Source organism: Bacteroides celer, from assembly GCF_002632415.2.
Lineage (GTDB): Bacteria > Bacteroidota > Bacteroidia > Bacteroidales > Bacteroidaceae > Bacteroides.
On the sequence record NZ_CP178209.1, the window covers coordinates 4,145,419 to 4,167,783 of the forward strand.

The window sequence follows — 22,365 nt, forward strand, 5'->3', positions numbered from 1 at the left end:
TCGGTGTAACGCAATAGAGCCTTTATTTAGTCAATAATAAAGTAACCATTCTATTTTCCGCCTTGACATAAGTTGTTAGCCGCCATATCTTTGCGCCGTAACCTTTAACAAGAATGATTATGGCAAAAGAAAAAGTAAACTATCAGGAGGTATATGACCTCTACCAGTTATGCAGCGAGACCAAAGATCTTCGAGAGTTCTGTGCTGATTATGGTGTAAATTACGACAAGTTCATGAACTGGCAGCGTCACCAGTTGTGGAGTGAGAAGTTAGGCAAGACAGTCCAGGTTGAGCAGCCCAAGGTTGCCAAAGTCCAGATAACCGGGAAACCATGCAATAGTCCAACTGTGAAGTTGGACGTGAAACATCCTGAAGGTGAACCACCAATAAAATGGATCAAGTTACAGCTGGCGTCTGGCGCAACACTGTTCCTGAGAAACACCACCGTTCTTGATTTGAGCCTGTTGCTTAATAAAATGATAGGATGATATGCTTGGACTGAGTGCTAACCTTAACTATTACCTGTTTAACGGTAATGTTGATTTGCGGAAAGGCATTTTCCGTCTGTGTGAGAGTATAAGGGAAGAAATGTCCCTTGACCCGAGCGATGCGTCCAATGTATATATGTTCATGTCCCGGAACCGAAAGGTTGTGAAGATACTTCATTACGAACGCGGTTTTTATGTGCTTTACGAAAAACGTCCTGTTATGGGCAAATTCAAGAAACCTGTATTTGATGAAGTCTCCAGGTGCTACCGGATACAGTGGTCGGACATGGCTTATCTTACGGAAAGCATTGTAGTTGACAAGATGTACGTTAGTCCGAAAGGCTAATATTAACATACTGATTATCAACAGGATAGTATAAAAAATAAACGGTAAAAAGTTTGCGTAAGTGCCTGATTTTTCGTACCTTTATATCATGATTGATGAAAGAGCATACGAGTTACTTTGCTGCCAGCTGGGTCTGGCGAATGAGGAAAAGGCAGGTCTTCGCAAACAGAATAAAGAATTGATTGCGAGGCTTGAGTCTATTGAAGAATCCAACAGGGAGAACTCTAAAAATCTGATAGATACCATCAATGATCTCAAAGATACCATCGAAAAGCAGTCAACCACGGTTGAACATTACAGGAAAGAAATGGAACTTATGAGAAAGCAGCTTGAAGCAAAGGATGAGGTGAACAGGATGCTGGCAAACGAGATCTCCAATCTCAGACTTCAGCTTGAGGACAGCAGGAAACACCGTTTCGGCCGTACTTCCGAGCAAAGAAGGCTGTTGAACAACCGTAATCTCGACAAGTCCGCTCTGGAACAATCCGAGTATGACGGTTCTGACAGGAAGGATGATAATAATAAGACCGATGATAACGAAACCGGCAGCAATACCTCTTCCGGCAACATACCTGCCCAGAACAGCAAACCTTCAAGGAGAAAGGAAACCGCACCACGTGCCGGGAAAACAAAATTGAAAGTTGACAAGGTGGTAGTACATGAAGTGGACGAGTATTACACGCTTCCAGAAGGGGGACGGTTTATGAACCGCAACGGTATGCCTGATGTGTGGGAATACAGGGTCATAGAACATGTAAGGGCTTATAACGTGGAGCATGTTTACAAGGTGGCAAGGGTAAAGCTTGCGGACGGCACTTTCACAAGCACCATGGAACATCCGCTGAAAAACCTTGGAGGTATCTTCTCTCCTGAACTGCTTGCCCGTCTGCTTTGTCTGAAATATGACTTCAGCATGCCTGAGAACAGACAGATAAGACTGCTTGCAAGAGAGGGTATCCACATAAGCAATACCACGCTGAACAGCTATATCCATAACGGAATCGCCAAACTAAGGGAGTTCATGGAAGATGTCTTCAAGGAGTTTGTACAGAGAGCTAATTACCTTATGGTTGATGAGACTACTGAGCTTGTTGGAGTGGAAACAAAGGAAGGTAAGGCTTACAGGAGAAAGTACTTATGGGCTTTCTTTGCCAAGCATATTAAGATGGTCTATTATCACTATAATAACGGCAGCAGGTCGTCCGATGCGGCAAAATCATTCCTGGAATATTTTATGGGAACCATATCCACTGACGGATATACGGTTTACAGGATGTTTGACGGAGACGACTCAAAGGTGCTTCATATAGGATGCTGGACGCATTGTAGAAGGTTGTGGGTTGATGCCCTGCCTTCAGACAGAACAGCGATGGACATAATAGATCCTATCGGTGAGATGTTCAGAAATGAAGACCTGTTCCGTATGATGAAACTCAGCGGTGAGCAGATTAAGGAAAGAAGGCTTAAGCTAACAGGACCGATTCTTGAACGTATCCATCATAAGGTGGTCATTATGATGCAGGATGCGAAGATTATGGCTAACGAACTGATGAGAAAGGCCGTGAACTATACGATAAACCAGTGGAAATCCTTGAGAAATATCCTCAAGGACGGTTCAGCAGAAATCTCGAACAACCTCTGTGAGCAAAGGATGAAACCTGTAAAGCTGCTGCTCAAGAACTGTATGAACGTTGGCAGTGAGGATGCGGCAGAAAACTCTGCATTCACCTTCTCTCTGATAGAAAGCTGTAAGTTGAACGGCATAGACCCTCAGAATTACCTGAAACACTTGTTTGAATGTATTCTTCATGGTAAGGACTGCGACAAGAAGGCTCTTCTGCCATGTTTCTATAAACCGGAATGTTAAAACAAAAATATTTTCTTACGGGCATTTTTATTTTATCGGCTGAAAGACAGCCGATAAAATTGGCGTGGCGGAAAATAGTATGGTTACAATAATAAACTTTCATTTTATTATTGTATTTAAGATCTTCCAGTGCAAAGAATAAAGAATTTCAGTGCATAAATTTATAATAGTTTATGCACTCGGGTAGTTGTCACCTTGTAACAGGACAATAGTCACCTTATAAAGAGATAAATGTCACCTTATAATATGATATTTGTCACTCTGTAAGATGATAACTTTCTTTGAAGGAAAGGAAAAGAAGAGAAAAGCACTAAAGATACAAAATTAATCTATGAAAAACAAGAGTGCAACAGGAAATTAGTATCAACCTGCCACACTAAATGCCATACTTTAAAGTGCCTACCTAATCTTATCAATGATTTAACAGAAAATATATCCATTATGCGAAAACAAATCTAAAACGATGTTGTTGATACCGAATCCATTTTGATTTCCTGTTTAAATCTTGACTATTATGAATGTACGGCTTATACATTCTTTCTATATGGCAGTTTTATTGGGATTTACCAATTCCTGCATATCCGATGATCTTTCCGATTGCCCCAGCCCTCAATATATAGTACAGGTATCTGTAAAAGATAAGAATTATAAGAATATTGGCGACTTTCCATAACTTGAATCTAAAGAAGAGAATGCACCGTTCCAACGTTTTGAAGGAACGATCTGTTATACTTTAAGTGAATCGACTACCCGTGCCCTTGTGAAAGAGTCTTCCGTGATGACAGTTTACGGTGAAGGCCAGACATACCCTATTATTCTTACCGATATTCCGGAGGGAGAATATATTCTGACTGTATGGGGAAATATGCCACCGGAGTATCCGGCAGGTATCTTGCACCAGGATACCAAAGAGCATACGGACATGTATATGACTACCCGTACACTCCGGCTTGACCGTTCCTATCAGACAACCGAACTTTCATTGGAACGAACCAAAGGTCTGTTCCTGTTACTTTGCTCCAACTTTCCGGCTACAGTGACAAGTGTAGGTCAAAGTATCAATCATCTTTATCAATCAGTAGATGCAAATTTCAATTATACAGGTAATACGAATGTAGAAAAACGTGTACCATTGCAGCCAACCATATCTACATGGCTTGCCCCCACTTCAGAAGGCCCCTCAAAAGTAAAGCTCATTTTTTATACGGATGACACAGGGGCAACTGCCCCCTTTCCGGAACTGCCGGAGATGGACCTCACCATGAAGCGCAACGAAATATCAGCTATCGCTGTAGATTATAAAAAAACAGATGGTGTATGTGAAGTCTGGATGTTCGTCCAAAAACAATGGGTCATGATTCATCGTCTGGATATACAATGATTATTCCCTTATTTTTTACTAAAACCTTTACGATTATGAAGAAATGGATGTTTTTTGTTGCAGCAAGCCTGTCTGTATTTGCTGCATGCTCTAATGAAGATGATCTGACTGTCCAACCCCAGCCGGAGGACGGTAGCGTTACTTTTGAACTTTCGGCCGTGAATAAACTTAGTGGTGGAATTTCCACCCGCACTCCGGTGTATAGCCAGGAAGCTTCCCAACATGTCACCCGGGTTAGCATTTATGCTTTCCAATTTGCTTCTGCCAGTTCCAGCTATCTGTATTATAAGACTTATACAGTGACAGACTGGAGTGATGGAACTACTTTTAAACACTTTGCCGTGCCTGATGGAAACAAGCTTCCGGGGGGAACCTATAAGTTTTTGGCAGTAGGACGCGATGCTTCAGACTTGTTCAGTATAGCTACGCCAACATCTACTACGACCTATGGTGATATGCTGGCTACGATTACGAGTACGGGACAGGAGTCTGAAATTTTTTCAGGCTCGGCAGATGCTACAGTTACCGATCAAGGTGCTCGCATAAGCATTGAAATGACCCGTAAAGTTGCCGGTATTCTCGGATATTTTAAAAATGTGCCACAACAGTTGAATAACAGTACAGTGCGATACTTACGCCTGGCGGTGAGCAATTCTAATCAACAAGTGAATCTGACTACCGGAACAGGTATTAATACGACTCCTGTCTCCTATAATATCATAAACCTTGGTTTGTCCGGGCAGGCTGTTTCCAATGGTGTATTTGCAGGGAATGATCTTTCATCGCAGGGAGTCGTAAAAGTTGCCAACTCACAGTTGGGCGGTGCTTTCTATATGCCGGTTAGTGGAGTAACCATGGTTCTTGGACTCTATGACACTTCGAATACGGCTATCAAGGAATGGACTGTGAAAGATAATACCAGCAATGCTACCACTTTTGACATTTTGGCTAATCACTTCTATTCTTTAGGAACCAAAGGAGCTGCCGGCAGCACGAATGGCGGTACTCCGGGTGACCCGGGCGATGATGATAATCCGATTGATTTATTAATTGACCAAAATATAGTAATTACAATCAGTCCGGCATGGTCATTGATTCATAACCTCATCATCCAGTAACAGAAACAGAATAGTAGATTTTGAGAATAACAGGTATGAAATTGACAAATCATATAATAGCCTTGTTAACGGGAATAGGAATGATTCTCCTGGGTGGATGTTCCACGGAAGAGAATCGGGACCTACTCCCGGATGAAAGCATCGTTCCTGTACATTTGGCTATCAGCGGAAATAGCAGTTATACCCGTGCACCGGGTGATGCTGCCCTTTCAGTGAACAGGATACTGATTTTGCCTTTCCGTAAAACGAATGAAGCATTGACGGATGATCCTGCCAATTTCGTACCTGAATACAGTTCGGCACGTCAACTGAATGTTAGTTCGTTTCCAGCAGTTGCTACCATGCTGAACTTATCTGCTGCGTCCACTTATCAGCTGGTAATAATCGGTTATAACCAAAGCGATTATGATTTTGCGAATCAGAATAGCGCTACACGGAAGTTCAGTATTGCTTCTACCGTTACACCTGCCACACTGGCAAACTTGTATCTGCAGCCAGCCAATGCACCGATTGTGCCGGAATTATTTTCCTGTACCGGGACCGGCTATTTGAAAAACGCCATGGTAGGACAAAAATTCAAACCTTCGCAGGTGGATAATGTGCAGGGAACGCTTACGCGGTTAGCAAGTGCCCTAAGCTTGCAAGTGAATAACGTTCCGGGTTATGTAAACACTATGACTCTAATAGCCGAACAGCTTGTAACGGGTATCAGGATTACGGATGCCGCCCCCTTGGTATGGCAGACGGCCGATGATAGTGGAACAAAGACATTAGGAACGCAAATGCCTGTTTCGGGCAGTGTGAGTTTTAATCTTTATATGCTGCCGACTACCACAACCAGGAATACATTACTTTATTTGGATGTAGCGTATGGAACCGGCTTCAAGGAACGATATACAGTGAAGATTCCCGATCAGACAGGAGTCGTGTCAGGCAACCGCATTACGTTCGATTCCAATCATTGGGTAAAGATTACAGGAAATTATTCCTCTATTAACCTGGGATTTACCTTATCCGGTGACATCAACCTGGATGATAATGCATGGGATGATATTCAATAATAATGATAAAAGCCATGAAAACAGCTTATTTGGCAATAGTAGCTTTATTCTTTTCCTTTCTCTTTGCCGGTTGTGACAAGGAGGAGGACAATCTATCGGAACCATCTTCCGGAAATCAATCTTCGGAGGGAGCTACATCGGATATACCTGACGGATATTTTGAGGTTCTGTTTTCGCCAAAGGAATCTCCCGATACTCGCGCCGCAGTTTCCGGTTCAGATCTCCGGGTACGTAGCATCCGTTATGTCATCTATAAGGCTACCGGTGAGTTTGTGAAAGAAAAAGTAGTATTAAAACCTACTGATTCCGCTCCGGTATGGCCTTTAGCCGCCATGAGAGATACGCTTCCCAAAGGACAATATACCGCTGTGTTCCTTGCGAATATGGATAAAACACAATTTCCGATATCAGGAACAGGAGGAAGCACTTATTCGGATCTATTGACTAATTATCAGACTATGCGTGCCAATGCCCGTATCAATCTGCCCGGTTCGGAGTTCTCCGACACTTCTGAATTTTATTTTGCAAGTGTGAGTTTTTCGAATACGTCATCACAACCTTCTGTTTTGTTACAACGTATTATTACAATGCTTAATCTCCGCCGTGTGTTTGTGGACTCGCAAACGGCATTGAACTCGCTTACAAACAATATCGTAACTCAAATCGGTTATAAAAATATAATAAAGACTACGGTACAAGGAGTCCTTCCGGGTTTGCTGAAAACGGCTATGGATTTGGGAACACTAGGGAATGCGGTATATGCTGTGGTGGGAGGATTGGATGCTGCAGTCAATTTGGTGACCAATGCATTGGTTCAACCGGTAACTGATGCATTATATAATCAGTTGTTGCAACAATTAGTGAATGAAATAGGCCGGACTCTTTCCGGTAACGCCACACAGGATGGTGCTTTGGGAGCTTTGGGAAATTTGTTGAACCCCTGGCGTGGTAGTGATGCTGCCTATGCTTTGGTTACCATTAATAACTTTCCGAAAGCTATAGATTTAGATTTGAATGTGACGGACACTTATTCCGGCGATCATCGCTTCCGTTACAGCTTTCCCCCCACTCCCGGAACCACTAATAGTGAAAAAGATATTCTTATCAGAGGATTCCACGGTGTGTTTAACGTGCGGGAGATTCATGTAGCCAACCCCGGACTTATCTCCGGTTTACTGGTTGATGAAGTTATAGACGGCAGTCTGTTGCTGAATGGCGCACTGGTGAATATAACCGATCCTATTCAGGCCACAGTAGAGACTAACTATCGTTATCGGTCAGATTACTCTTTCGTCAGCCTGGGATTGAAATCATATACCCAACAAACAGATGGCAATCATTCGCTGACTCTTTCTGTGAAATTGTCTAATATAGCTAATTTAAATGGTATCTTGGAGGGGATTCCACTCCTGGGTCCTGTACTAAATATTACAATTAAAGGGTTAATAGGCAATGTAACGGTCAGTGTGCCTATCAATCTTCCTTTATTGGGGGCCGATAATCTTAGCTTATCCGGTAGTTGGAAAACGCCACCAGTGAAATATTAGAATATTATATGGTCTTTTACTCATAAGGAATACAAAATAAGTCAGGCTTTTAACAGATATTCATTCGAATATATTATCTTTGTTTCAGTTTAACTGACCTAATCCCCATGAGAACAAGAACCTTTATTCTACTATGCATAACATTCATTATACAGTTTGCAGGTGTCTTTCCCCTTCAAGCCGGGCATTATTATTACAAGCAAATCTCCCTGAAAGACGGACTGCCTTCTACCGTACGATGCATCCTGACGGATGAACAAGGTTTTGTATGGATTGGAACCCGTTCCGGACTGGGACGATATGACGGGCACGAACTCAAAAAGTATATTCATCAGGCAGACCATCCTCATTCTCTCCCTCACAACTTAATCAATCAGATAACAGAAGACAAACAAAATAACATCTGGATTCTGACAGATAAGGGAGTGGCATGTTACCAGCGACAAAGCGATGACTTCTTCATACCTACGGACGAAAAAGGAAATAACATCTTAGCCTACTCGACTTGCTTAATGAAAGACGGAGTTTTATTCGGTTCACAAAACAAAGTCTATTTCTATAACTACCAGAATTCCTCTCTCCGACTTTTACAGACATTTAATCAAGAACCCAATTTCAATATCACACTGCTAAGTTTGTGGAATGCACATACTCTTCTTTGTTGCAGTCGATGGCAGGGACTACTTCTTCTGGATTTAAATACGGGCAAACACAGTCCTCCTCCTTTTGACTGCGGAAAGGAAATCATGAATATGCTTATTGATTCACAAAACAGAATATGGATAGCCCCCTACAACGAAGGCATCAGATGTTTCACCCCTGACGGCAAACAATTGGCTTCGTATACCACACACAACTCGAATTTAAACAATAATGTTGTCTTGAGTCTTGCCGAACGGGAAGGGAAAATATGGATCGGAACGGACGGAGGAGGTATCAATATCCTCGAACCAGAAACGGGACGTTTCTCTTTATTGGAGCACGTACCGGGAAGCGACAACTACTCACTGCCTGCTAACTCTATTCTCTGTCTTTACAATGACCGGAACAACAATATATGGGCAGGAAGTATCCGTAACGGTCTTATCAGTATCCGGGAAGTTTCTATGAAAACTTACACGGATGTATTGCCGGGCAGTGATCGCGGATTAAGCAATAATACCGTACTAAGTCTCTACCAGGAAGCTGATGACCGCATCTGGATAGGTACGGACGGTGGAGGTCTCAATCTTTTTAATCCTCTTACGGAGAAATTCACCCACTTTCCTTCCACATGGGAAGACAAAGTTGCATCCATTTGCCCCTTTACCTCTGGCAATCTACTGCTTTCTATCTTCTCACAAGGTGTATTTGTATTCAATCCGTCAACGGGAAAGAAAACCCCTTTCATTATCATTGATTCCGAAACATCTACACGCCTCGGAAGCCGGGGAAAAACAGTAAACTTATTCCAAAATACGCCTCACAGCGTACTGTTACTGGGAGACCATGTCTACCAATACCACTTGAAAGAACAAACATTCAGTATTGCCACCGAACAACAAGGAGCAGACATTATCGGCGCTATTTTACCTGTAACAAATTATCAGAATTACACGTATCTGAACGATACCAAACATATCTTCAGGCTGGATAATCATACCAACCGCCTCGAAGTATTGTACCAATGCAGCGGAGACACTCTTCTTAATTCTGTTTCACGGGATGAATACGGAAACTTCTGGATAGGAAACAATTACGGATTGACGCACTATCATCCTGCCACCCAAGAACAGACTCCGATGCCGACCTCCCTCTTTGGGGAAGTCACCCAGATAGTATGCGACCAACAAGGAAAGGTATGGATAGGAACAGATAACATGCTTTTCGCCTGGCTAATCAAAGAAAAGAAATTCGTTCTATTCGGTGAATCTGACGGTGTCATTCAGAATGAGTATCTATCCAAACCTCGTTTATTAAGTTCGCAGGGAAATATTTATATGGGTGGCGTGAAAGGATTGTTGCATATTAACAGTAATTTGCCTTTAATCACTTCCGAATTCCCGCAATTACAACTTTCGGATGTGATTATCAACGGAGAATCCGTTAATGATAAACTAAGTGGTACTCCTGTGGGTATTTCCGCTCCTTGGAACAGTAACATAACCATTAGAATCATGTCGAAAGAAAAAGATATCTTCCGGCAGAAAGTATACAGATATCAGATAGAAGGACTGAACGATCAGCAAATCGAATCATATAACCCTGAATTGGCCATACGTTCACTTCCTCCGGGAAGTTATAAGATTATGGCTTCCTGTACGGCCAAAGATGGCAGCTGGATTCCCAGTCAGGAAGTATTGGAACTAACCATTCTCCCTCCCTGGTATCGGACATGGTGGTTTATTCTCTGTTGTGCTATTTTCATTGCCGCTATCATTGTTGAAACTTTCAGAAGAACCCTGAAACGTAAGGAAGAGAAGCTGAAATGGGCTATGAAGGAACATGAGCAACAGGTATATGAAGAAAAAGTACGTTTCCTTATTAATATCAGTCATGAGTTGCGCACACCTTTAACGCTCATACATGCGCCACTTAGCCGGATATTGAAATCGCTTTCTGCCGAAGATACACAATATTTGCCAATAAAGGCAATCTACCGTCAGTCGCAACGGATGAAGAACCTTATTAATATGGTACTCGATGTACGCAAGATGGAGGTTGGCGAAAGCAAATTGCAGATACAGCCGTATGCTCTCAATCAATGGATTGAACATGTATCCCAAGATTTCATCAGTGAAGGTGGAGCAAAGAACGTCCGCATCCGTTATCAGCTTGATCCACATATCGATACTGTAAGTTTTGATAAAGATAAGTGTGAGATTATTCTAAGCAATCTGCTTATCAATGCCTTGAAACACAGCCCGCAGGATGCAGAAATAATAATTATGTCGGAGTTGCTTTCCGAAGAAAATAGCGTACGTATCTCCATCATTGACCGGGGAAACGGATTGAAACAAGTAAATACACAGAAACTCTTCACCCGTTTCTATCAGGGTACAGGAGAACAGAGCGGCACAGGGATCGGACTGTCTTATTCCAAGATTCTGGTAGAACTACACGGAGGTTCCATTAGTGCGCAAGATAATCAGGATGCCGGTGCAACATTCTTCTTTGAACTGCCCTTGAGACAACAATCGGAAGAGATTATCTGCCATCCGAAAGCGTATCTGAACGAATTGATGAGTGACGATAATAAAGAGCAACAACCGGAGGAAGATAATTTCGACACGAGTCCTTACAGTGTTTTAGTAGTGGATGATAATCCGGACTTGACGGACTTCCTGAAAAAGTCACTGGGAGAATATTTCAAACGGGTAGTGATCGCTTCGGATGGTATGGAAGCCCTTCAACTGACCAAAAGCCATGTTCCGGACATTATCGTCAGTGACGTGATGATGCCGAGAATGAATGGATATGAACTTTGCAAAAATATAAAGGAAGATATTACGATCAGCCACATTCCTATCGTTCTGCTGACAGCAAGAGATGATAAACAAAGTCAGTTGAGTGGTTACAAGAACGGGGCAGACGCTTATCTGACCAAACCCTTTGAGATAGAAATGCTGATGGAAATCGTTCGTAACCGGTTAAAGAACCGTGAATCTATCAAGAAAAGATATTTGAATGCCGGATTAGTCCCTGCACCGGAAGAGAGTACCTTCAGCCTGGCAGATGAAACATTCCTGTTGAAATTGAATAAAATTATTCAGGAGAATCTGGATAACAGTAATCTGGATGTCACTCTTATTTGCAAAGAAATAGGAATGAGCCGGGCTTCCCTTTACAATAAGCTGAAAGCTCTAACCGACATGGGCGCCAATGATTACATTAATAAATTCCGGATGGAGAAAGCGATTACGTTAATCACTCATACGGATATGTCTTTCACGGAAATTACCGAAAAGATCGGATTTACTACTTCACGCTATTTCAGTACGGCTTTCAAACAATACACAGGAGAAACGCCGACCCAATACAAAGAAAGGCAGAAACGAGAAAGGAAAGAATGAGAATAAAAAAAGGTGAACATCATGCGGATAGGAAATATCCACGATGATGTTCACCATCCATTTTATCATTGCATCTCACTTAATTTCAGCCATTCACTTTCTTATAATCCTCCAGGAACTTCTTCAATCCCGAATCAGTCAGCGGATGATTGAGCAATCCTTTAATAGCACTCAGCGGACAAGTAGCAACATCGGCTCCTACTTCTACACATTCGATAATATGTTTCGTATTACGAATGGAAGCAGCCAATACCTGTGTTTTATAGTCATACGTACGATACATACGTACGATATCTCCCACAAGCCTTACTCCATCTTCACAAATATCGTCCAGGCGGCCGACAAAAGGTGAAACATAAGTAGCTCCGGCTTTAGCTGCCAGTAATGCCTGTCCTACTGAAAAGACTAATGTACAGTTCGTACGGATTCCCTTTTCCGTGAAATGTTTGATAGCTTTAATGCCATCGGCAATACAGGGAACTTTTACTACGATATGCGGATTGAGCGCAGCAAGTTCTTCGCCTTCACGAATCATTCCTTCATAATCGGTTGCTATCACCTCGGCACTTACATCTCCGTCAACAATCTTGCATATCTTGACGTAATGTTCACGCTGGTTCTGTGTTCCTTTAATGCCTTCTTTCGCCATCAGCGAAGGGTTGGTAGTTACACCGTCAAGCACTCCGAGGTCATAAGCCTCCTGAATCTGCTCCAGATTAGCTGTGTCAATAAAAAACTTCATACTCTTAATTTTTAATGGTTAACGATCTAATAGTCAAAGATAAGAATTTATTTCTATTCATCCCTGATTAAGCGATCGTAATTGACGGATCAAGATATACATCCTGAATGGTATTCAATAATTCGACTCCTTCGTTCATTGGTTTTTGGAACGCTTTACGTCCGCTAATCAATCCCATACCTCCGGCACGTTTGTTGACTACGGCTGTAATGACAGCATCACGCAAATCGGAAGAACCGTGAGATTCTCCACCGGAGTTAATCAAGCCTACACGTCCCATATAGCCGTTGGCTACCTGGTAACGGCAAAGGTCAATCGGATGTTCGGAAGCCAGTTCGGTATACATACGCTCGTCGATTTTTCCGAAACCAATGGCCTTGAAGCCACCATTATTAGTAGGAAGTTTCTGTTTCACAATGTCAGCTTTGATAGTGACTCCCAAGCGGTCGGCCTGGCCTGTCAGGTCGGCGGCAGCATGGTAATCGACTGCACCTTTCTTAAAATCATTGTTGCGCAGGTAACACCAGAGGATGGTTGCCATACCCAACTCATGAGCATATTCAAAAGCTTCGGCAATCTCTACCAGTTGACGGCGACTCTGTTCCGAGCCGAAATAAATAGTAGCTCCTACGGCCACTGCTCCCATGTTCCAGGCTTCTTTGACAGTGCCAAACAACACCTGGTCGAAGCTATTCGGGTAAGAGAGCAGTTCATTGTGGTTCAATTTCACAATGAAGGGTATCTTATGCGCATATTTACGTGCTACGGATCCAAGAATTCCAAACGTGGAAGCTACTCCGTTACAACCGCCTTCAATAGCCAGTTTCACAATATTTTCAGGATCGAAATAGATCGGATTGGGAGCAAATGATGCTCCGGCAGTATGTTCGATGTCCTGATCGACAGGAAGTATAGACACATAACCGGTATTTGCCAGCCGTCCATGTCCCAACAGGGATTGCAGGTTGTTTAATACTCTTATGTTTCGATCCGAATCAATCCAGATTTTATCTATCGTATCGGGAGACGGAACATGAATTAATGATTTATTGATGGTTTCACAGGTATGTTCCAAATAATAACAGGCCTGATCTCTTAATAATTCAACTACTTTACTCATAACTTTACTTTTTAATATGTAACTATTTTATTTTTTCTTTCCCTGATTGGCAACTGCTTCCATTAGCTTTTTAATCTCTTCCGGATTTCCCAGGAAGTAGTCGCTGGATACATTCAGGTTTTCATCAAACTCAAATACGTAAGGCACAGCCGTAGGTAGATTCAGTTTGACAATATCTTCATCGGAGATGTTTTTTAGATGCTTGATGATGCCTCTCAAACTATTGCCATGAGCGACCACCAACAGCGTATGAGCTGTTTTCAGACTGGGGAATATATCACTTTCCCAATAAGGCATAATACGTTCAATGGTATCTTTCAACGATTCAGTGCGAGGTAATTCTGTATCGGGCACTTCATGATAACGGTAATCAAAATGCGGATTTCTCAAATCTTTTTCTGAAAGTGGATTAGGGGCTATATCATAACTACGGCGCCAGATGAGCACTTGTTCTTCACCATACTTCTCGGCAGTTTCGGCTTTATTCAATCCCTGTAAGTCACCATAATGTTTCTCATTCAGGCGCCAGTTCTTTTCTACAGGAATCCAGTCGAGATTCATTTTATCGAGTACACAATTCAACGTTTTCACTGCACGTTTTAAATAAGAGGTGTATGCTTTATCAAAATTAAAGCCATACTCTTTCAATGTTTCTCCGGCTTTTTCGGCTTCGGCAACTCCTTTTTCAGTCAGGTCTACGTCGGTCCAGCCGGTGAAACGATTCTCTTTGTTCCATGCACTTTCTCCATGACGGAGCAATACTATCTTTTTCATTGCTAAAAATCTCCTTTCTTCTTTTTATATATACAACAGATTGTTTCTTCACAAAGTTCACCAGAAAACAAATAGTTGTCAATACCCAGAAATAATGATTCTTTTAGTTGAGAAGTAATGTACGGTAATTAGGCATATAAAAAAATTACCCTCCTCTAACTCAAAACTTGCATGTATTGATCGATTATGAATCAAAACAAGTTTATCGTTAGAGAAGAGTAAGCCTGTTAGAGAGAGAGTTTATATATACAAGAAAATTTATTCTGCTCTTCTATTGTTCGTTTTCCTCTAAGTTATTTATCGGAAGCCTGCGTATCAGCATCTTTTCCATAATATCCTTCTTTTATTTTCTGAACGTTGCGCAGCAATGCCGCATAATGCCGGTAATTGAGATCTCCCTCCTTAGAAGCATCAAGTTGCTCTTTTACCGACTCTTCAATCTTATCTAAATGCTGTTCTACAAAAAGCTGAATATCAGAACGGCTGATTGCCAGATTTGCATTGGCACCATCTTTGCTACTAGGTTTAATCATGCCTTCGACAAACCCCAGATAAGTCCGGTGCAACTGACGGCGGAAATTATTCTCCAGTTCATTGGGATCATTCAACGGTTTCCATATTGCAGTAAATACATCGTTCAAATAATCATCGAGTGCATACGATTCCGAAGAACACAATGAGGTTGAGTAAATATTATACAACATTCCCGGTGCAAGTAGCAAAGCTACAACAGAGCTTTGGCGGTCACGAATCTCATCCACCGGTTTGACTCCGGTACAACTCACCACTTCATCAGGGTAGAGCCAGAGTGGAGCTACAAACAAATTGCGTCCCAACCATTCAACAGCTTCTTTCTGCAAACTGCGTGGCAGATAATCATGCACTTTGAGATCCGGCAAATTATTGGTATAGCGTCCTCCTATGTTCTTCTGCACTTGCAGGGTATACTTCAGATGTTGGGCACGAACCGAATTATAAATGGTGGTTAAGTCAGTGTACTCTCCGTCAGGCTGTGCTGTCCAGGTCAGTATGTTTTCCATCACTCTTTTCAGGTTCTTTATACCGTATTCATTGGCTTTCATATTATTGTCGCCCAAGTCCTCACTCTGGCTACGGGGATCAAATCCCTTTCCTTCATCACCAACAAACCACAAGCGATGATCTCCCCGCAGTTTTTTGGTTACTTCGGCACGTAATACGTCTTTTTCTTTATAAGGATCCTTAAATTCCGGACGATAGCGATATCCCCATTGGATAGCCCATTTGTCATAAACACCGATACGAGGGAACAATCCTTTTTCGGAAATCCGATCTTCCGGTTGGGCTACATAATTAAACCGCGCATAATCCATGATTGATACCGTATGACCATTGGCTTCTACCCAAGCTTTATCACGCAGTTTCTCTACCGGAGTAGCCGAACTGGCTGCCATATTGTGCCGTAAGCCGATACTATGCCCCACTTCATGTGAAGAGACAAACTGAATCAGACTGCCCATTAATTTGTCGTCAAAAGTCATCGTGCGTGCGCGCTTATCCAGTGGCCCGCACTGCACCATATACCACTTTTTGAGTAAGTTCATTACGTTGTGATACCAACAAATATGACTTTCCATAATTTCTCCACTACGCGGATCGACAATACGCGGACCGTAAGCATTCTCCGTTTCGGAGGGTAGATAACGTATCACACTATAACGCGCATCGTCCAAACTCATATTGGGATCGTTCGGCCATTCTTTAGCTATTATAGCGTTCTTGAATCCGGCAGCTTCAAATGCTGTATTCCAGTCTTCGACACCTGCTTTAAGATAAGGTATCCACTTCTTCGGTGTTGCCGGATCAATGTAGTAGATAATGGGATTTTTCGGTTCGGAGAGTTGTCCCCGACGGTAACGTTCCGGATCTTTCGGTTCCAACCGATAGCGCTGGATGATGGCTCCACGATCGGTAGTCTGCTGGTCGTCCGAAAATTCGGTCAACGAGTTTTGGAAAAATCCCACCCGGTCATCGGCAAACCGTGGCTGCATCGGTTCTTTGGGTAACATCACGATGCTTGTATTCAGTTTCACAGTCACCGAACCAGTCTGTGCAGCCGGTAGTCTACCAGCACTAATACTATAAGTACGCAAAGTCACTGCCTCCACGTTGATAGGATAGGTTTTTATCGTATCCATAAATGTGCGGTCCTGGGCTAAAGTACCGATGCCAAGAATGGAACGGTCGCTTGAGGTAAAGCCACACAATTTATTATCACCTAAAAAGAGTTTTGATACATCAATGAGCTGTGCCTGAGTCTCCGGATTTCTACCGATTACATCAAACTTATAGATTACAGGATCTACAGTCGATTGTTTCAATGCCTCGGCAATGTTATCACCCGGACGGGCAAACTGTGATTGCACATATTCGCGTAAAAAGAGAGTCTTATCATCATGCTGTTCCCAATAAACAACACTCCGGTTCACCTCTTCTCCGCTAAGCATTTTGAAACCCTGTGGCACTGCTTTAAACCGGGTCACAGCCAACAACAACCGTCCTAAAAGAGTATCCGGCACTTCAAAATACCAGTTATCTTTGATGTGGCGTACCGTAAACATACCCTCACATTCACTTCCTCCATCTTTCAACAGTTTTTCATAAGCCGTTACTTTCTTAACAGTGTCTTTCTTGACCGTATCTTCCTGTGCTACCAGTTTCTTCTTTCCACTTTCCAGAAGAGATATACCACTGGCACGAGCTCCCACACCTTGCAAGGACAGGAACGCCAACACAGCCATCATCAAAATCTTTCGCATAGTTTTCTCTTTATTTTTTTTATTCGTTAGTGTTCATTGTCAGGTTCGGATTTTTTTCACGGGCAGCCAACGGGAATGGAATGATATACAACCGGGAATCCGGCTTCAACGTATATGTCTTTTTCTCGACATCCGTAGATACCAGCGGGAAAGTACGGGTGATTGTCTTTGCGTAATCAGCTTCCGTATTGTATCGTTTCAAATCCCAGAAGCGACTAAATCCGGAGATTAACTCCTTACGGCGCTCATCAATGACTGCCTGCACCATCGCACGTTCGGTAGCAGGTTCCGGCAATACAGCTTCGGCTCCCTTGATTCGTTTTTCACGCAACTGATTCAATGTTTGGACAGCTCCCGGTATATCTTTCAGCCGTGCTTTCGCTTCTGCCAGAATCAGGTAAACTTCGGCAGTACGCATTCCCACAGACATAGGCTGAAACTTAGAATAAGTAATCGAAGTATTCCACAAAGCAGCTCCTGAACCTTCGTCAAAGTAGTATATACTGTTGTCACTCGTTTTAAAGAATTGGTTCAAACGTTCATCATTCTGCCCGAAAAGTTGTACCATCTCCGGGCTAAGCATACCATAACAAAAGGCCAAAACTTCAGTAGGACCACCCATATAAGCATAGTTCAGCACTTCCGGGTTACCGCCTTTGGCATAAGTAGTAACCTTAGTCGGACCTCCTTTAGCTCCCAAATCAATATAATCAATCAGGGTATTATTCAACTTCAATGATTCTTCGGCAGCTTCTTTCGCTTTTTTCCAATCTCGATGGAACAGATAAACACGGGCAGCCAACGCATATCCAAAAGCTTTTGACGGATGATATACATTCACCGGCTCTTCCTGTAAATAAGGAAGCGCTTCTTCTATATCCTTAATAATAAAATCGTATACTTGAGCAACCGTAGATTTGGTTGGAGTAGCCTCCAAATCATATTTATCAATGATAGCAACTCCACCGTCAGTGGCTGCAGTTTCCGGATTATATGCTTTCGCAAATGTATTTATCAGAATAAAGTGATCCCAGGCACGCATGATCTTTGCTTCCGCTTTTGCCAATTCCTTAACATCTTTATCACCCAGACTAGCATCAACCAATGAAATTACGATATTTGACCGTAGGATATATGTATAACAATTTTCATATAAATTGTTATCACTTAGCTCTTTCCGGTTAGCTGCCTCATTAAAAGTCATGTTAATACCATCCCATGAAATAAATTCATTACCTATGATATTCGATTCTTTCGACCAGACATTATCGCTCAACAAGGCAAAAGCTGCCGGATGGTAGGCCCGGTTGGGCAGGGCTATCAATTCATAATAAGTATCAGTAGAATCCACCGTTTTCTTGCCTGTAGGAGTAATATCCACATAGTTTTCACAGGCTGCAAAACCCAATATGAGAATAACTGGCAATATATAAAGTAATTTACGCATATCTTATATCTTTTAAATGGTTAGAAACTTGTTGATAATCCGATGGAGTAAGTCTTGGGAGAAGCGATGCCACGTGTACCGTCATTCATTCCATAGCTTTCCGGATCAATATCACTTCCTGCCTTACACCAGGTAAACAGATTATTTACCTGCACTTTCACTTTCAGAGAAGAGAGGCGGAGGTGTTGGCAAACCGTAAACGGTAAGTTATACCCTACACTCAAGCTACGCAATTTTACATAACCTGCATCTTTCACATTGATGTCACCGTATTGCCACCAATCTTGGAAAGTGCTGGCATAAGTTTTCACCTGTGCCGGTATATCGAGGTACATACGTACCTGTGCATTCGAATCATCCGCAGTCCAACGGTTGGCAATTCCTTTCAAGGTTTGAGTACCTAACTGGTCATCCATTTTTAATACACTGTTACGCAGCTTATTACCACCAGCATACACAAAGAATGCATTCAAATCAAAATTCTTATAGTTGAATCTTAACCCCACTGACCCGCTGAATTTCGGAGTCAGCGAACCAAGGTTCACCAAGTCATCAGTACCTTTGAGCGAAGAACCAGAAGTGATACTGGCTACCGTGCCGTCTTCATTAAATTTCACCAGATCATTTCCATCTTTGTCCACTGCTACCGGATATCCATTCTCCATACGATCTATACGGTAAGCCCATAACGTATTATAACTAGTACCTTCCATAAAATAGTTCAGCGGACTCTTTATAAAGAGGCTCGCATTGTCGGATTCACTATGATCCACCTTCAACATTTTGTTCTTATTATGGTCAAAGTTAAAATCTACAGCGAAGTTCCAGTCTTTCTTACGTATGATATTGGCTGAAAGGGAAAGCTCTACACCACGATTACGCATCTCACCATTATTTACTACACGTGAGCCAGCTCCTAAAGTCGGATCCATATATCGGCGTACCAACAAATCAGATGAGTGACGATTATAATACTCCAGAGTACCACTTATCAGATTCTTGAAAAGACGGAAATCTAATCCTATATTGTAAGTAGCCGTTTTCTCCCAGCGAAGCTTCGGATTCGGCAGATCATCATCCTCGTAAGTCAGATAAGTCGTTTTGATGGGATTGCTCTGTGTTTTTTTCTTTACAACAAAATAGGTAGTCGAAGCTTGATCTACATTACCGTTAATACCGTACGTCATACGTAGTTTAAGGTAATCCAGCCAGGAAATCTCTTTCATGAATGATTCTTCCGACAGAATCCAAGACGCACCGACTGACCACAAAGGATGGCGCTGATTACGTATATCGAGCCCGAACAAATCGGCTTGATCCCAACGAATACTTCCGGAAAGATTATAACGTGACAGATAAGAGTATCCTGCATTTGCATAAAAAGACGCATAACGATGGCGTGACTCGTGCAAAGTAGCAGACAGCCCCGATAAAGTAATCGTTCTGTCAGAAAGAGCACTGGTTCCTACACCGTCACGATAGGCTTGCCAATTCATAAAATCAGAAGTTAATGTTTGCGGATCGTAGCCATACAACAATTGGCGGGCAGGTGTCGGAATCTTATTTTCACGAAATTCCAGACCGGCAATGGCAGTTACTGCATGGTCCTTCCAAGTTTTATCAAAGTCTATTTGGTTTCGTACCGTGTAACGCTTACTTTCAACTTCTGTCTGAGAAAAACGTCCCCCTTGCGGCAATTGTGCTTTTCCATTTGTATCAACCATACTGTTATGTAGCATACGCATTGCATAAGTATTTTCCGACTCAAATAGTTCACTCTTACCTTTATTCCATTCATATTGATACATGAAGTTGTATTTGAACATTTTCAGGAAACGAGCCTGTAAACTTACAAACGGACGAATACTAACATCATGTGACTTTGTTATGCTTTCCTCCAATGCATCAAGTACATTGAAACCAAACGTTCTATAAGGTGAGACACCTTCAGCTTTTCTTACAACACTCCCATTATAGGAAGGATATGCACCTACATTCACATAAGGAGAAGTATAATGGTTACCGTCGGCATCCAATATCCGCTCATATCGTTGTTGCAGGGTATAGCTGGTATAACTGCTATTCGGAGTATGACTACGTCCCATACGTACGTCCACTCCGGCATTCAGATTCAACCAGTTTGTGACCGCATAATTCGATTTATAGTACAAAGAAATTTTATTGCTTTTACCGCTAATAACGCGCTGACTATCCTTTTCATAATTGAAAGAAAGGAAATGATTGCTATTTCCGGCTTTCTGTGATACAGTTACATTATAGCGCTGGGTTATAGCCGTACGCCAAGCATTATCACGATATTCCTTATAATAATCATTATTACGCCATTGTCCCAACGTAGCATTTACTTCACTACTGGTAATATCTCCATTGGCCTGATCCAGATAGAGTTGGAACAAGGGATTATAATAATTGTACTGAAAAGAAGATAAAAAATTCGCCGCACTTCCTTTTTCCGCTACATTAGCATCAAAAACAGCTGTTTGATAATCAATAATATCACTTGTTGAAGCTAAGTTCAAGCTCTTGAAACTTGGTTTGGTAGTGATAAACCAGTCTGCATTAATACTCACGTGCGCACCTTCTTTCTGAGCTTGTTTCGTGGTCACTACAATAACACCATTGGCTGCCAAAGCACCATAAATACTAGCAGCGGCAGCATCTTTCAAGACTGTGATACTTTCCACATTATAAGGATTTATCTCGCTCAAGCTTAAATTGGTTGGCATATCGTCCACAACGATCAGCGGATTTGTTCCTACGTCATCCGAGAACGTACCTACTCCACGAAGAATAGGACTCATATCACCCGTATTCGGATTAATATTCATACGCAAACCTGCTATCTGCCCTTCCAGAGATGAGGCCAGGTCACTGTGCATCTGTCTGTTCAGTTGTTCGGAATCAACGAAACCGAAAGCTGCAGTAGAACGTTCACGACTAATACGCTGATAGCCCGTCACCACAACATCTCCCAATTGTTGCTTGTCCTCATGCATTATCACCCGGACATTGTTACGGTCTTTAACAGAAACCTTTTCCGACTGCATACCGACGAAAGACACTTCCAATGTATGTACATCCACCGGAACTTTACAAGTAAAGTTTCCCTCTGCATCTGCAATAGCACCAAAAGGACTATTGAGCACTTTGATATTTGCTCCCGGCAAAGGATTACCACCCTCATCCACTACCTGTCCCCCAACATTTCTGAACTTACCTGAAGCAGTTGTCGAGGTAGCTTTCACTTTACGGACAGTGATGAAATTTTGTTTCACATCATACTCAAAAGGCTTTCCTTCCAGCATCTTCTGAAGTGCTGCAAAAGGAGACATCTGATATATACTCACAGTTACACGATAGGGTGCAACGTCTTCACTGGGAAAATTCACCTTATAACCAGATACATTGCTGAACTGTTTCAAGGCCGAACCGAGCGGTTCGTTTTTCATCTCTAAAGAAATCTGCCTGTTTTCTGCATTCTGCGCCCATCCTTGCAAGGCTGTTGCTGTAAACACCAGCAATAGAAAGGCAGTTCTCATCCACACAAGCTTTTTTTTAGTTCTTTTTTCTAATAATGTAATTTGTTGCTTTTTCATAAGAGTT

Annotated in this window: 15 protein-coding genes; 9 read left to right on the plus strand and 6 right to left on the minus strand. The window is 42.2% G+C overall.

Going from position 1 to position 22,365, the window contains the following annotated elements; translation table 11 throughout:
* Positions 1-119: 119 nt before the first annotated feature.
* The 9 genes from CJF29_RS17105 to CJF29_RS17145 all read left to right on the plus strand — a co-directional run bounded on the left by CJF29_RS17105 (position 120) and on the right by CJF29_RS17145 (position 11,860).
* Positions 120-488, plus strand: coding sequence for a hypothetical protein (locus CJF29_RS17105; RefSeq protein ID WP_170834904.1), 369 nt, complete (start codon positions 120-122; stop codon positions 486-488).
* A 1-nt stretch (position 489) separates the two neighbouring features.
* Positions 490-834, plus strand: coding sequence for an IS66 family insertion sequence element accessory protein TnpB (gene tnpB, locus CJF29_RS17110; RefSeq protein WP_004297053.1), 345 nt, complete (start codon positions 490-492; stop codon positions 832-834).
* Positions 835-922: 88 nt separating this feature from the next.
* Positions 923-2,701, plus strand: coding sequence for an IS66 family transposase (gene tnpC, locus CJF29_RS17115; protein WP_004300191.1), 1,779 nt, complete (start codon positions 923-925; stop codon positions 2,699-2,701).
* Positions 2,702-3,245: 544 nt separating this feature from the next.
* Positions 3,246-3,374, plus strand: coding sequence for a hypothetical protein (locus CJF29_RS17120; protein ID WP_413544504.1), 129 nt, complete (start codon positions 3,246-3,248; stop codon positions 3,372-3,374).
* 102 nt (positions 3,375-3,476) lie between these two features.
* Positions 3,477-4,082: a hypothetical protein gene (locus tag CJF29_RS17125; protein ID WP_255299393.1), complete on the plus strand. Its 606-nt coding sequence runs from the start codon at positions 3,477-3,479 to the stop codon at positions 4,080-4,082.
* A gap of 35 nt (positions 4,083-4,117) precedes the next feature.
* Positions 4,118-5,200, plus strand: coding sequence for a FimB/Mfa2 family fimbrial subunit (locus CJF29_RS17130; protein WP_074638777.1), 1,083 nt, complete (start codon positions 4,118-4,120; stop codon positions 5,198-5,200).
* 35 nt (positions 5,201-5,235) lie between these two features.
* Complete coding sequence (locus CJF29_RS17135; protein WP_074638776.1) at positions 5,236-6,261, plus strand: hypothetical protein; 1,026 nt, start codon at positions 5,236-5,238, stop codon at positions 6,259-6,261.
* Positions 6,262-6,275: 14 nt separating this feature from the next.
* The gene (locus CJF29_RS17140; protein WP_074638785.1) at positions 6,276-7,808 is read left to right on the plus strand and encodes a FimB/Mfa2 family fimbrial subunit; all 1,533 of its coding nucleotides are present in this window, start codon (positions 6,276-6,278) and stop codon (positions 7,806-7,808) included.
* A gap of 107 nt (positions 7,809-7,915) precedes the next feature.
* Positions 7,916-11,860 (plus strand): two-component regulator propeller domain-containing protein, encoded by a 3,945-nt coding sequence (locus tag CJF29_RS17145; protein WP_074638922.1) that lies wholly within the window; start codon positions 7,916-7,918, stop codon positions 11,858-11,860.
* A gap of 85 nt (positions 11,861-11,945) precedes the next feature.
* Here the strand turns inward: CJF29_RS17145 and fsa are convergent, their stop codons facing one another.
* The 6 genes from fsa to CJF29_RS17175 all read right to left on the minus strand — a co-directional run bounded on the left by fsa (position 11,946) and on the right by CJF29_RS17175 (position 22,358).
* Positions 11,946-12,602, minus strand: a complete 657-nt coding sequence (gene fsa, locus CJF29_RS17150; RefSeq protein WP_074638921.1) for a fructose-6-phosphate aldolase — start codon at positions 12,600-12,602, stop codon at positions 11,946-11,948.
* Positions 12,603-12,669: 67 nt separating this feature from the next.
* Complete coding sequence (locus CJF29_RS17155) at positions 12,670-13,722, minus strand: class I fructose-bisphosphate aldolase (RefSeq protein WP_074638920.1); 1,053 nt, start codon at positions 13,720-13,722, stop codon at positions 12,670-12,672.
* A 27-nt stretch (positions 13,723-13,749) separates the two neighbouring features.
* Positions 13,750-14,496, minus strand: coding sequence for a 2,3-diphosphoglycerate-dependent phosphoglycerate mutase (gpmA, locus tag CJF29_RS17160; RefSeq protein WP_074638919.1), 747 nt, complete (start codon positions 14,494-14,496; stop codon positions 13,750-13,752).
* A 293-nt stretch (positions 14,497-14,789) separates the two neighbouring features.
* Positions 14,790-17,294: a zinc-dependent metalloprotease gene (locus CJF29_RS17165; RefSeq protein ID WP_074638730.1), complete on the minus strand. Its 2,505-nt coding sequence runs from the start codon at positions 17,292-17,294 to the stop codon at positions 14,790-14,792.
* 19 nt (positions 17,295-17,313) lie between these two features.
* Positions 17,314-18,741: a RagB/SusD family nutrient uptake outer membrane protein gene (locus CJF29_RS17170; RefSeq protein ID WP_004311426.1), complete on the minus strand. Its 1,428-nt coding sequence runs from the start codon at positions 18,739-18,741 to the stop codon at positions 17,314-17,316.
* 20 nt (positions 18,742-18,761) lie between these two features.
* Positions 18,762-22,358: a SusC/RagA family TonB-linked outer membrane protein gene (locus tag CJF29_RS17175; protein ID WP_074638729.1), complete on the minus strand. Its 3,597-nt coding sequence runs from the start codon at positions 22,356-22,358 to the stop codon at positions 18,762-18,764.
* Positions 22,359-22,365 lie beyond the last annotated feature (7 nt).

Excerpts from the sequence above, each read along its gene's own strand:
- CJF29_RS17105 (WP_170834904.1), top strand. The coding sequence starts at position 120 with ATGGCAAAAGAAAAAGTAAACTATCAGGAGGTATATGACCTCTACCAG.
- tnpB (WP_004297053.1), top strand. The coding sequence starts at position 490 with ATGCTTGGACTGAGTGCTAACCTTAACTATTACCTGTTTAACGGTAAT.
- tnpC (WP_004300191.1), top strand. The coding sequence starts at position 923 with ATGATTGATGAAAGAGCATACGAGTTACTTTGCTGCCAGCTGGGTCTG.
- CJF29_RS17120 (WP_413544504.1), top strand. The coding sequence starts at position 3,246 with ATGGCAGTTTTATTGGGATTTACCAATTCCTGCATATCCGATGATCTT.
- CJF29_RS17130 (WP_074638777.1), top strand. The coding sequence starts at position 4,118 with ATGAAGAAATGGATGTTTTTTGTTGCAGCAAGCCTGTCTGTATTTGCT.
- CJF29_RS17135 (WP_074638776.1), top strand. The coding sequence starts at position 5,236 with ATGAAATTGACAAATCATATAATAGCCTTGTTAACGGGAATAGGAATG.
- CJF29_RS17140 (WP_074638785.1), top strand. The coding sequence starts at position 6,276 with ATGAAAACAGCTTATTTGGCAATAGTAGCTTTATTCTTTTCCTTTCTC.
- CJF29_RS17145 (WP_074638922.1), top strand. The coding sequence starts at position 7,916 with ATGAGAACAAGAACCTTTATTCTACTATGCATAACATTCATTATACAG.
- fsa (WP_074638921.1), bottom strand. The coding sequence starts at position 12,602 with ATGAAGTTTTTTATTGACACAGCTAATCTGGAGCAGATTCAGGAGGCT.
- CJF29_RS17155 (WP_074638920.1), bottom strand. The coding sequence starts at position 13,722 with ATGAGTAAAGTAGTTGAATTATTAAGAGATCAGGCCTGTTATTATTTG.
- gpmA (WP_074638919.1), bottom strand. The coding sequence starts at position 14,496 with ATGAAAAAGATAGTATTGCTCCGTCATGGAGAAAGTGCATGGAACAAA.
- CJF29_RS17165 (WP_074638730.1), bottom strand. The coding sequence starts at position 17,294 with ATGCGAAAGATTTTGATGATGGCTGTGTTGGCGTTCCTGTCCTTGCAA.
- CJF29_RS17170 (WP_004311426.1), bottom strand. The coding sequence starts at position 18,741 with ATGCGTAAATTACTTTATATATTGCCAGTTATTCTCATATTGGGTTTT.
- CJF29_RS17175 (WP_074638729.1), bottom strand. The coding sequence starts at position 22,358 with ATGAAAAAGCAACAAATTACATTATTAGAAAAAAGAACTAAAAAAAAG.